The following is a 12,024-nucleotide window of genomic DNA, read 5'->3' as shown; positions in this document are numbered from 1 at the left end:
TTACTTCTTACGGCGCGACACGATCATTGTCTGTGTGCGCTTGTTGTTACGGGTGCGGTAGCCCTTCGTCAGATTGCCCCATGGGTCAACTGGGTGACGGCCTTCACCGGTCTTACCTTCACCACCACCGTGCGGGTGGTCGACAGGGTTCATGACCGTACCGCGGACGGTAGGACGAATACCCATCCAACGCTTCACACCGGCCTTGCCCAGACGGCGCAGGCTGTGTTCTTCGTTGGCAACTTCACCGATGGTGGCGCGGCACTCGATGTGCACCTTGCGGACTTCGCCCGAACGCATACGCACTTGAGCGTAGATGCCTTCGCGAGCCAGCAGAGTGGCGGAGGTACCAGCCGAGCGAGCGATCTGAGCACCGGCACCGATCTTCAGTTCGATGCAGTGGATGGTCGAGCCCACGGGGATGTTGCGGATAGGCAGGGTGTTGCCCACGCGGATAGGAGCTTCGGAGCCACTGATGATGGTAGCGCCGACTTCCAGGTTGCGAGGAGCAATGACGTAGCGACGCTCGCCGTCTGCATAGCACACCAGAGCGATGTGGGCAGTACGGTTGGGATCGTATTCAATGCGCTCAACCTTGGCGGGGATACCGTCCTTGTTGCGCTTGAAGTCCACCACACGGTAGTGGTGCTTGTGACCACCGCCCTTGTGGCGAGTTGTGATGTGACCGTTGTTATTACGACCGGCCTTCTGGAATTGAGCTTCCAGCAGGGGGGCAAAGCCCTCACCCTTGTGCAGGTGGTCGCGAGTAACCTTCACCGCGCCGCGTTGGCCGGGGGTCGTAGGTTTGAGCTTGATAACAGCCATGATTACGCAGCCTCCCCGGACAGGTTCAGCTCTTGACCGGGCTTGAGCATCACGTAAGCCTTGCGCACATTGTCGCGACGGCCAACGGTCTTGCCAAAGCGCTTGGTCTTGCCCTTGGTGTTCACCACAGACACGCCAGCCACTTCAACCTTGAACATCAATTCCACAGCGGCCTTGATTTCGGGCTTGGTAGCGTTCTGCAGCACCTTGAATGTCACAGCATTGGACTTTTCAGCAACCAGAGTGGCCTTTTCGGACACGATGGGAGCGACCAGCACTTGCATCAGACGACCTTCGTCAAACTTGGTAGTGCTCATGCGAACATCTCCTTGAGTTTGTCGATCGCACCCTTGGTGACGAGCACTTTCTTGTAGTGCACCAGCGACACGGGGTCTGCATAGCGCGGCTCAACCACGAACACGTTCTTCAGATTGCGGGATGCCAGGTACAGGTTCTCGTCGATTTCTTCAGCGATCACCATCACCGACGAAGACAGGTTCATAGCCTTGAACTTGTCTGCCAGCACCTTGGTCTTGGGGGTATCCAGCGTCAGGGATTCCACAACTGCCAGACGGCCTTCGCGGGCCAGCTGAGACAGGATGGAAGCCATACCGGCGCGGTACATCTTCTTGTTGATCTTCTGCGAGAAGTTTTCTTCGGGCAGATTGGGGAAGATGCGACCGCCGCCACGCCACAGAGGCGAGGAGGACATACCAGCACGTGCACGGCCTGTACCCTTTTGCTTGAAAGGCTTGGCAGTGGTGTGACGCACTTGTTCACGGTCCTTCTGGGCGCGAGTGCCTTGACGTGCGTTGGCACGGTAGGCAGTCACCAGCTGGTGGACCAGATCTTCGTTGAATTCACGACCGAACACAGTCTCGGGAGCTTCCACCTTGGAAGCGGCCTGGCCTTGTTCATTCAGGAGTTCGAGCTGCATTAGTTCGCTCCTTTGGAAGCTTTAGCCTTGATCGCGGGGCGCACGGAAACGAAGCCACCCTTGGCACCAGGAATGGCACCCTTGATCAACAGCAGTTGGCGTGCTTCGTCGATACGAACCACGTCGAGGTTTTGAGTAGTGACGGTTTCGTCGCCCATGTGGCCGGTCATACGCTTACCGGGGAACACGCGACCGGGGTCTTGTGCCATACCGATAGAACCGGGGACATTGTGCGAACGGCTGTTACCGTGCGAAGCGCGCTGCGAACTGAAGTTGTGGCGCTTGATCGTGCCGGCGTAGCCCTTACCGATGGAAGTGCCTTGCACGTCCACCTTCTGGCCAACGCTGAACAGTTCTGCCACAGGCAGAACGGCACCAGCGGCATACTTGCCAGCGGTTTCATCAGTCACACGGAATTCACGGGTCACTTCACCGGCTTCGACACCCGCCTTGGCGAGGTGGCCGGCTTGAGGCTTGGTCACGCGAGAAGCCTTGCGTGCACCGAAAGTGACCTGCAGGGCCACATAGCCATCGTTCTCTTGGGTTTTGACCTGAGTCACGCGGTTGTTAGAAACATCCACCACTGTGACAGGCACTGCGTCCCCATCATCAGTGAACAGACGCATCATGCCCACCTTGCGACCCAGCAACCCCAGGGAGTTGCTCAGACTCATTTGTTTGCTCCAAAACTTTTGCCGCTGAAACTGCAATTGGCCCAGCGTTGCGCCTCGGCAATCATGCCTAGCACACAAAAGAAGGTTAATAAAACTCCGCATCAAAGGCGAAGCTCCAAATTTTAACGCGAACTGCTTTTTCAAGCAAGTTCGCGTTAAACAAAGACCCTCAAAAGCCTCTTGCGAGGCTTCCAAAACTCTTATTGCAGTTTGATCTCGACGTCCACACCTGCGGGCAGGTCCAGCTTCATCAGAGCGTCAACAGTCTTGTCAGTCGGATCCACGATGTCCATCAGACGCTGGTGCGTACGGATTTCGAACTGGTCACGGCTGGTCTTGTTGACGTGAGGCGAACGCAGGATGTCGAAGCGCTTCATGCGTGTCGGCAGGGGCACGGGACCCTTGACGATGGCGCCGGTACGCTTGGCGGTATCAACGATTTCGGCTGCAGACTGATCGATCAGCTTGTAATCGAAAGCCTTCAGACGGATGCGGATTTTTTGCTTAGACATTGTTAATTCCTAGCTTTTCTAAGAATTAGGCAATGATCGTGGCAACCACACCGGCGCCCACAGTACGACCACCTTCGCGGATAGCGAAGCGCAGACCTTCTTCCATGGCGATGGGGGAGATCAGCTTCACAGTGATCGACACGTTATCGCCAGGCATCACCATTTCCTTGCCTTCGGGCAGTTCGATGGAGCCGGTCACGTCAGTTGTACGGAAGTAGAACTGGGGACGGTAGTTGTTGAAGAAAGGAGTGTGGCGACCGCCTTCGTCCTTCGACAGCACGTAAACTTCAGCAGTGAAGTTGGTGTGGGGCTTGATGGAGCCGGGCTTGCACAGCACTTGGCCGCGTTCCACGTCTTCACGCTTGGTGCCGCGCAGCAGCAGGCCCACGTTGTCGCCAGCCTGACCTTGGTCCAGCAGCTTGCGGAACATTTCCACGCCGGTGACGGTGGTCTTGACGGTGTCCTTGATACCGACGATTTCGATTTCTTCGCCGACCTTGACGATACCGCGCTCGATACGGCCAGTCACCACGGTACCACGACCGGAGATGGAGAACACGTCTTCCACGGGCATCACGAAGGCGCCGTCAACAGCACGCTCGGGAGTGGGGATGTAGGTGTCCAGAGCTTCGGCCAGCTTCAGGATGGCAGGCTCGCCCTTGTCGGACTGATCACCTTCCAGGGCCAGCTTGGCGGAGCCGCGGATGATGGGGGTGTCGTCACCGGGGAAGTCGTACTTGGACAGCAGCTCGCGCACTTCCATTTCGACCAGTTCCAGCAGTTCTTCGTCGTCCACCATGTCGGCCTTGTTCAGGAACACGATGATGTAGGGCACGCCCACCTGACGCGACAGCAGGATGTGCTCGCGAGTCTGGGGCATGGGGCCGTCAGCAGCGGAGCAAACCAGGATAGCGCCGTCCATCTGAGCGGCACCAGTGATCATGTTCTTCACATAGTCAGCGTGGCCGGGGCAGTCCACGTGAGCGTAGTGGCGGTTGGCAGTTTCGTACTCAACGTGCGAAGTGTTGATCGTGATACCACGAGCCTTTTCTTCGGGGGCGTTGTCGATCTGCGAGTAGTCCTTGGCTTCACCGCCGAAGTGCTTGGACAGCACGGTAGCGATAGCAGCAGTCAGGGTGGTCTTGCCGTGGTCAACGTGACCGATGGTGCCCACGTTCACGTGGGGCTTGGTACGTTCAAACTTTTCTTTTGCCATGATTTCTCCGAAAGAGCAAAAACCTGTGTGATGTTTAAGGTCTGCACCTCATTGCTGACTCGCCCCGCACAGGAAACAGGACGGCATGGGATCGCAGACCGGCAAAAATCGCGGCAATCCTCAAAGGACTGCCGCGATTGGAAGCCGTAGATTATGACGGATTCGTCAAACCTGCGTCAATTACTTGGCGCGGGCAGCAACGATGGCTTCAGCCACGTTACGAGGAGCTTCAGCGTAGTGCTTGAATTCCATGGTGTAGCTGGCACGACCTTGAGTCATGGAACGCAGCGAAGTGGCGTAGCCGAACATTTCGGACAGAGGCACTTCAGCCTTGATGGCCTTGCCGCCACCAACCATGTCGTCCATGCCCTGAACCATGCCGCGACGCGAGGACAGATCGCCCATCACGGTACCGGCGTAGTCTTCGGGCGTTTCCACTTCCACAGCCATCATGGGTTCCAGGATGACGGGGTTGGCCTTGCGGGCAGCTTCCTTGAAACCGAAGATAGCGGCCATCTTGAACGCCATTTCGTTCGAGTCCACATCGTGGTACGAACCGAAGGTCAGACGAACCTTGACGTCCACCACAGGGTAGCCAGCCAGCACGCCGGAAGTCAGAGCTTCGATCACGCCCTTCTCCACCGCAGGGATGTATTCGCGAGGAACCACACCACCCTTGATTTCGTCGACGAACTCGAAGCCCTTGCCGGCTTCCTGGGGTTCCAGAGTCAGAACCACGTGGCCGTACTGGCCCTTACCGCCGGACTGGCGAACGAACTTGCCGTCCACGTCCTTGACCGTGCTGCGAATGGTTTCGCGGTAGGCAACCTGGGGCTTGCCCACGTTGGCTTCCACGTTGAATTCGCGCTTCATGCGGTCAACGATGATTTCCAGGTGCAGTTCGCCCATACCGGCGATGATGGTCTGACCGGATTCTTCGTCGGTACGCACGCGGAAGGAAGGATCTTCTGCAGCCAGACGCGACAGAGCGATACCCATCTTTTCCTGGTCGGTCTTGGACTTGGGCTCCACAGCCTGTGCAATCACGGGCTCGGGGAACACCATGCGCTCCAGCACGATAGGCGCTGCGATGTCGCACAGGGTTTCACCGGTGGTCACGTCCTTCAGGCCCACGCAGGCAGCGATGTCGCCAGCACGGATTTCTTCCACTTCCACGCGGTCGTTGGCCATCATCTGCACGATACGGCCGATACGTTCCTTCTTGCCCTTGACGGCATTCAGAACGGTCTCACCCTTGGACAGAACGCCAGAGTACACGCGCACGAAAGTCAGCTGGCCCACGAAGGGGTCGGTCATCAGCTTGAAGGCCAGAGCCGAGAACTTCTCAGCATCGTCAGCCTTGCGGCTCAGCTTCTTCTCTTCGTCATCGGGGTCGGTACCGGTAACGTCAGGAATGTCCACAGGAGCGGGCAGATAGTCGATCACGGCGTCCAGCATGCGCTGCACACCCTTGTTCTTGAACGCGGTGCCGCACAGCATGGGCTGAATTTCGGTGGCCAGGGTACGAGTACGCACGCCGAGCTTCACTTCTTCTTCAGTCAGAGTACCTTCTTCCAGGTACTTGTTCATCAGCTCTTCCGAAGCTTCGGCAGCGGCTTCCACCAGGTTTTCACGCCACTTGTTGGCGGTCTCCACCAGCTCGGCGGGGATATCCTGGTATTCGAACTTCATGCCCTGGGAAGCTTCGTCCCAGATGATGGCCTTCATCTTGACCAGATCGACCACGCCCTGGAAGTTTTCTTCAGCGCCGATTGGGATCACCACGGGCACAGGGTTCGCGTTCAGGCGAGTCTTCATGCCTTCATAGACCTTGAAGAAGTTGGCACCGGTACGGTCCATCTTGTTCACGAAGGCCAGGCGAGGCACCTTGTACTTGTTGGCCTGACGCCACACGGTTTCGGACTGGGGCTGCACGCCGCCCACGGCGCAATACACCATGCAAGCACCGTCCAGCACGCGCATGGAACGTTCCACTTCAATCGTGAAGTCCACGTGGCCGGGGGTGTCGATGATGTTGAAGCGGTGCTCGGGGTAGGACAGATCCATACCCTTCCAGAAGCAGGTCACTGCAGCGGAAGTGATGGTGATACCACGCTCTTGCTCTTGCTCCATCCAGTCGGTGGTGGCAGCGCCGTCGTGCACTTCGCCCAGCTTGTGGGTCACACCGGTATAGAACAGGATACGTTCTGTAGTGGTTGTCTTACCTGCGTCAATGTGAGCGGAAATACCGATGTTGCGATAGCGCTCAATGGGGGTCTTGCGAGCCATGATGGATCCTTGCTTGATCGTATGGGAGTACTGCCGGCCCCGCATTGTGCGCAGGAGGCAGCAGCTCTATATGGGGGCGCTCAGAATCGACACAAGGCCGCAGCAAGTTTTTGCATGCGGCCCTGTATCTCGAGCGAGATTCCGATTAGAAGCGGAAGTGGCTGAAGGCCTTGTTGGCTTCGGCCATACGGTGCACTTCGTCACGACGCTTCATGGCGCCGCCACGGCCTTCCGTAGCTTCCAGCAGCTCGTTGGCCAGGCGTTGAGCCATGGACTTCTCGCCACGCTTGCGGGAGGCTTCCTTGATCCAGCGCATGGCCAGAGCCAGACGACGGACGGGACGCACTTCCACGGGCACCTGGTAGTTGGCACCGCCAACACGGCGGGACTTCACTTCGACCATGGGCTTGACGTTGTTGATGGCAACAACGAAAGCTTCCAGAGGGTCTTTGCCGGGGTGCTTCTTCTCGATCAGGTCCAGAGCGCCGTAAATGATGCGCTCAGCAACCGCCTTCTTGCCGCCTTCCATGATCACGTTCATGAATTTGGACAGCTCTACATTGCCGAACTTGGGATCCGGCAGGATTTCACGTTTGGGGACTTCGCGACGACGTGGCATTTTTTACCTCTATCTTTGCTTCAGTTGGCATCTTTTCAGATACCGCGAGAGCTATTCAAAACTCTCACTTACTCGACCCGCACAAAACATTCGTGCTCAGGGCCACTACGTTTGACCGCGCCAGTCAGGCGAATCAAACACCGTTTGTTTTCAAAAAACCAGGGCTGATTACTTAGCCTTAGGCTTCTTGGCACCGTACTTGGAGCGAGCTTGCTTACGGTCCTTGACGCCTTGCAGGTCCAGGGAACCGCGCACGATGTGGTAACGCACACCGGGCAAGTCCTTCACACGACCACCGCGCACCAGCACAACGCTGTGCTCTTGCAGGTTGTGGCCTTCACCGCCGATGTACGAAATCACTTCGAAACCGTTGGTCAGACGAACCTTGGCCACCTTACGCAGAGCCGAGTTAGGCTTCTTGGGAGTGGTGGTGTACACACGGGTGCACACGCCACGGCGCTGGGGGCAGTTTTCCATAGCAGGGCTCTTGGATTTAACAACTTCGACCGTGCGGCCCTGACGCACGAGTTGGTTAATGGTTGGCATTAATTAAACGTCCCTAAACGTGAATTTGCTTCGTGAAAGCAAAAGGTTTATCCGCAGCAACAGATGCCGATGCGGAAACGTGAATCCCTTCGGAAATTCCGAAAAGCCCTCGAATGTACCAGCTTGTGCAAATCAGCACAACTCCCCGCCGACAATAGCCCCGCAGGCAGCAAGATGCTTTGCATGGCACATCAAAGTGCTCTCACCGGCAGGAGCAGCCTCCTGCCGGCCCGGGAACTTACTTGATCCAGAGGCGGATGGTGTCCCACAGACGGCCGAAGAAGCCCGCCTGCTCGACGGCCTCAAGCGCTACCAGCGGCACCTCGGCCACCACATCCGCACCCGACTTGACCTTGAGCACACCCATGGACTGCCCCTTGGCAATAGGTGCAATCAGCGGATCCTGGCGCACCACCTCGGTGGTCAGCTTGCCGCCGGTACCCGAGGGCACGGTCACCACCACGGCGCCGTCGGCCTTGCCGATCTTGACGGCATTGGCAGCGCCCTTCCAGACGGCGGGAGTGGCCACGGGCTGATCGGCATCGAACAGCTTGACGGCATCGAATGCGGTGTAACCCCAGTTCAACAGCTTCTGGCTTTCGTTGGCACGCGCCTTTTCGCTGGCCGTTCCCAGCACGATGGACAGCAGGCGGCGCTGGCCCACATTGGGCAGGTCGCGCTTGGCAGTGGCCACCAGGCAATAGCCGGCGGCATTGGTGTGACCGGTCTTCAGGCCGTCCACGGTGGGATCGCGGAACAGCAAGGCATTGCGGTTGCTGCCGTTGGAGGCCGGCGTGCCGGGGTAGCTGTATTGCTTGGTGGCGTAGTAGTGCATGTACTCGGGGAAGTCATGCATCAATCGCTGCGCCAGGATGGACAGATCACGCGCCGTCGTCAGGTGGCCGGGCTCGGTCAGTCCCTCGGGGTTCTTGTAGCTGGTGTTCTTCATGCCCAGGGCCTTGGCCTGGTCATTCATCATCTTGACGAAGTTCTCGGCCGTGCCGCCCACAGCCTCGGCCAATGCCATGGTGGCATCGTTGCCGGACTGGATGATCATGCCGCTGAGCAGGTCATTGACGGGCACCTGCATCTTGGGGTCGATGAACATGCGCGAGCCGGGCATCTTCCAGGCGCGCTCGCTTACTGGCATGCGCTGCTCCAGCGTGATTTTCTTGGAGCGCAGGGCGTCGAACACCACATAGGCCGACATCAGCTTGGTCAGCGATGCCTGCTCGACGGGAGCATCGACGTCCTTGGCACCCAGCACCTGGCCGGCAGTGACGTCCACCAGCAGATAGTTGCGGGCAGCAATTTCGGGAGGAACAGGGGCCGCCACCTGTGCCATGGCAAACACGGGCGCCACTGCGGCAGCAACGGCCAGAACACGCAGTGTGGAGTAGATGGGCTTCATGAAGAGGACTCTCGCTAAAGCAAAGGTAAGCGCGGTGATTTACCGTCGAAAACGGCCAAGGCCAAGGATATACCTCGGCCTGGCGCTATGAAAAGGGAGTTAACCAAGACGGGGCAGCAATTCACGTGCGTCAAGGTGTGGGAAATGGCTCTTACAGGGACTTCAGATGGCGCACCACCAGGCTCTTGAGCAGAGGCAATTGTCCGTGAAAGAAATGGCCGACCTGGGGAATCACGGTAACAGGCAGTATCTGCGGGCGTGCCCAGTCCATCACTGCGGACAGCTCGACGGTGTCGTCCGCCTCTCCGTGGATCACCAGGGTCTGGTCATGGGCCTCGGCAGGCACGGGCGCCACTTCGAAGCGACTGGCGGCGGTGCCTACCAGCACGGCCTTCTGCACTCGACCTTGATCCCAGAGCTGGGCCAGTGCATGGCTGGTGACAAAGGCGCCAAAGGAAAAACCGGCCAGGGCAATCGGGCCTTCGGGAGCCACCTGCTGCACCACGGCCAGCAAATCCTGCAGCTCGGCCTTGCCCGCGTCATACTCGCCGGCACTGGCACCCACGCCACGAAAATTGAAACGCACGGCCGTATAGCCGCACTGAACAAAGGCACGCGCCAGTGTCTGGACCACCTTGTTGTCCATGGTGCCGCCAAACAGCGGATGCGGATGGGCGATGATGGCCACACCCTTGGGGCTCTGGCCTTCGACCAGTTGCGGTGCATCGCGCAGGGCCTCAATGGCACCGGCGGTGCCGGTGAGCGTCAGTCGTTCGGTCTGGGAATTCACGATTGCTATCCTAGTTGTAGCTTTTTGCGCTTGCTGTAATTGGGCTGACGCCTGTAAACGCTTAAAGTTCCTGAACCAGCAAGCCCTGAGTAGGTCGCACCAGGCAAGAGCCGCCTTGCCGCAAGCCTGCCGGAGCGACCAAAAACCTCAGGGCAGCCAGATCACCGGCCCACGCTATCGGGCAGCACAAGGCGCTCGACCACCTTGCCGTTCTTGAGATGGGATTCGACGATTTCATCGATATCGCTGTCGTCGATGAAGGTGTACCAGACGGCCTCGGGGTAGACCACGGCCACGGGGCCGCCGGCGCAGCGATCCAGGCAGCCGGCCTTGTTCACACGCACCTGCCCCTTGCCGGCCAGCCCCTCTTCCTTGACTTTGCGCTTGCAGTGGTCAAAGCCTGCCTTGGCGCCATGCAGGGCACAGCAGTCCTCACCGTTGGGACGCTCGTTCAGGCAAAAGAAGATATGACGCTGGTAGTAGCCACCGGCCCGGCCTTGATTCTGGATGTCGCTCATGGTGGCTCATTCTAGGCAGGCTGTTGGCGACGCGAGAGTCGAATCACTACATACGCCAGTGTCACGTAAGGCCAGAGCCAGCCCAGCCATTGGCCCAGGCCGTAGAAGCGGATGAAACGGCCTTGCTCCCAGGCCTGCAGGGTCTGGGCGAAATACACATTCGTCGGTGCCTGATTGAGGATGCTCAGATGCAGCACCAGCACCAGCAGCAATAGCACGGCGCACATGCGGCGCGAGGCAGGCAATGCAATCACGGCCAGGCCCAGCCCGCCCCAGACTCCCAGGCGCACCGGCAGATCCACCCACTCCCAGGCATGGGCCGGACCCCAGCTCAACGCGGCCGACAGTGCCGTCACCCCTACCCCTGCCGCCACCAGCAGCAGTCCGGCCAGCGCGCGGCGCCCCATATGGCGCACGGCACAGTAGGCCAGCAGACAGGGAATCCACAGCCCCAGCATCACGCATAGCATCTCCGTCACCAGCGACAGCGGCGTCATGGCGAAGTCACCCAGAGGCAACCAGTCCTCGAACGGCGTGTTCAGCAACCAGTCCTGCAGGGTATCGTCGATGCGCTCCAGCACCTGGCCCAGGCCAAACGGCACGGCCGCCGGAAACAGCAGCGCAAACGGCCACAGCGCCAGCAGCACCAGCACGCCAGCACCGCCCTCGCCCAGCCACTGGTTGCGAAATGCACTCCAGCGCGAGAGAGCCCCCAGCCTCTCCAGCAGCGCAGCCAGCAGGGCACCGATCAAGGTACCGCCTGCATTGAGCACCAGATCCAGATTCGACGGCACGCGGCGCGGCAGATAGATCTGCAGAAACTCCATGCACAGCGACAGCAGCGTGCCGGCAAGAAAAGCCAGCGGCACGGCCAGCCTGGGCTGGCCCGAACGCATCAGGGCCAGCGCCAGAAAAAAGCCCAGCGGCGCATAGCCGACGATATTGGTATTGACGTCGAACCAGGTCCAGTACGGCGGCGGAATCCTGGCCAGCAGAAATACGCTGGGATCAATCCCCTGGGCGCGCCAGCCGTCGAACGGGAACAGGCTGGCAAACACGATGAGCAGGCCATAGACCAGCGCCAGCGGCCAGGCCGAGGTATGGCGCATGGAAATCACCGGCACCGCGGAATCGGACACAGTCGCCTCCTACTCTCAGCGCAAGATTCAGAAGGGCTTGACCACCACCAGAATCACGGCGGCGATCAACAGCAGCACCGGCACTTCGTTATAGAAGCGGAACCAGCGATGGCTTTTATGACAGGTGTTGTCCGCCAGCTTGCGCAGCAGCACGGCACAGCTGTGGTGGTAGCCGATGACCAGCAGCACCACGACCAGCTTGGCATGCAGCCAGCCACCCGCGAAGCCCCAGCCCAGCCACAGCCACAGGCCCAGGCCCAGCGCGGGCACGGCCAGCATGGTGGTGAAGCGCAGCAGCTTGCGCGCCATCAGCAGCAGGCGCTCGCGCTCAGCCACAGAGCCCGGGGTGACCATGGCGATATTGACAAAGATGCGCGGCAGGTAGAACAGACCAGCAAACCAGCTGGCGACAAAAATGATGTGAAAGGCTTTGACCCATAGCATGGGGCCAGTGTAAAGGCCTGCGCTGCGCCACAGCCGCTGCGCGCCGCGTCTTTACCCTGAAGCTCGGGCCTTGTCGCGCCGGTCGTCATGGAATAGTCACGCAG

The 12,024-nt window shown here is 59.3% G+C and carries 14 protein-coding genes; all 14 read right to left on the bottom strand.

The features are described 5' to 3' along the window. Entirely contained in the window at positions 1-825 is an 825-nt protein-coding gene (rplB, locus tag F0P97_RS01700) for a 50S ribosomal protein L2 (protein ID WP_003059414.1), read from the bottom strand. Between the two features lie 2 nt (positions 826-827). Further along, positions 828-1,142, bottom strand: a complete 315-nt coding sequence (rplW, locus tag F0P97_RS01695; protein WP_003059415.1) for a 50S ribosomal protein L23 — start codon at positions 1,140-1,142, stop codon at positions 828-830. Then, positions 1,139-1,762, bottom strand: coding sequence for a 50S ribosomal protein L4 (gene rplD / locus F0P97_RS01690; RefSeq protein ID WP_003065421.1), 624 nt, complete (start codon positions 1,760-1,762; stop codon positions 1,139-1,141). Before rplD ends, rplW begins: the two co-directional genes overlap by 4 nt. After that, the gene (rplC, locus tag F0P97_RS01685; RefSeq protein WP_003059417.1) at positions 1,762-2,436 is read right to left on the bottom strand and encodes a 50S ribosomal protein L3; all 675 of its coding nucleotides are present in this window, start codon (positions 2,434-2,436) and stop codon (positions 1,762-1,764) included. Before rplC ends, rplD begins: the two co-directional genes overlap by 1 nt. Positions 2,437-2,636: 200 nt before the next feature. Then, positions 2,637-2,948: a 30S ribosomal protein S10 gene (rpsJ, locus tag F0P97_RS01680; protein ID WP_003059431.1), complete on the bottom strand. Its 312-nt coding sequence runs from the start codon at positions 2,946-2,948 to the stop codon at positions 2,637-2,639. A 25-nt stretch (positions 2,949-2,973) separates the two neighbouring features. After that, positions 2,974-4,164: an elongation factor Tu gene (gene tuf, locus F0P97_RS01675; RefSeq protein ID WP_012836789.1), complete on the bottom strand. Its 1,191-nt coding sequence runs from the start codon at positions 4,162-4,164 to the stop codon at positions 2,974-2,976. Positions 4,165-4,344: 180 nt separating this feature from the next. Continuing rightward, the gene (gene fusA / locus F0P97_RS01670; protein WP_003064006.1) at positions 4,345-6,453 is read right to left on the bottom strand and encodes an elongation factor G; all 2,109 of its coding nucleotides are present in this window, start codon (positions 6,451-6,453) and stop codon (positions 4,345-4,347) included. Positions 6,454-6,598: 145 nt separating this feature from the next. Then, positions 6,599-7,072 (bottom strand): 30S ribosomal protein S7, encoded by a 474-nt coding sequence (rpsG, locus tag F0P97_RS01665; protein WP_003059438.1) that lies wholly within the window; start codon positions 7,070-7,072, stop codon positions 6,599-6,601. 168 nt (positions 7,073-7,240) lie between these two features. Further along, positions 7,241-7,618: a 30S ribosomal protein S12 gene (gene rpsL, locus F0P97_RS01660; protein ID WP_003059441.1), complete on the bottom strand. Its 378-nt coding sequence runs from the start codon at positions 7,616-7,618 to the stop codon at positions 7,241-7,243. Between the two features lie 238 nt (positions 7,619-7,856). Further along, positions 7,857-9,029, bottom strand: coding sequence for a D-alanyl-D-alanine carboxypeptidase family protein (locus F0P97_RS01655; RefSeq protein ID WP_182285383.1), 1,173 nt, complete (start codon positions 9,027-9,029; stop codon positions 7,857-7,859). Between the two features lie 151 nt (positions 9,030-9,180). Continuing rightward, on the bottom strand, positions 9,181-9,819 hold the full coding sequence (locus tag F0P97_RS01650) for an alpha/beta hydrolase (protein ID WP_182285382.1): 639 nt from the start codon (positions 9,817-9,819) through the stop codon (positions 9,181-9,183). Positions 9,820-9,980: 161 nt separating this feature from the next. Next, positions 9,981-10,337, bottom strand: a complete 357-nt coding sequence (locus F0P97_RS01645; protein WP_182285381.1) for a (2Fe-2S) ferredoxin domain-containing protein — start codon at positions 10,335-10,337, stop codon at positions 9,981-9,983. Between the two features lie 11 nt (positions 10,338-10,348). Continuing rightward, positions 10,349-11,446, bottom strand: a complete 1,098-nt coding sequence (locus F0P97_RS01640) for a VanZ family protein (protein ID WP_182287072.1) — start codon at positions 11,444-11,446, stop codon at positions 10,349-10,351. 57 nt (positions 11,447-11,503) lie between these two features. Further along, complete coding sequence (locus tag F0P97_RS01635; RefSeq protein WP_182285380.1) at positions 11,504-11,920, bottom strand: CopD family protein; 417 nt, start codon at positions 11,918-11,920, stop codon at positions 11,504-11,506. Positions 11,921-12,024: the final 104 nt, after the last annotated feature.

The sequence above is a fragment of the Comamonas testosteroni genome (genome assembly GCF_014076415.1).
Lineage (GTDB): Bacteria > Pseudomonadota > Gammaproteobacteria > Burkholderiales > Burkholderiaceae_C > Comamonas > Comamonas testosteroni_F.
The sequence above is the reverse complement of the archived record's forward strand: the minus strand, read 5'-3'. Positions and strand labels throughout refer to the sequence as shown.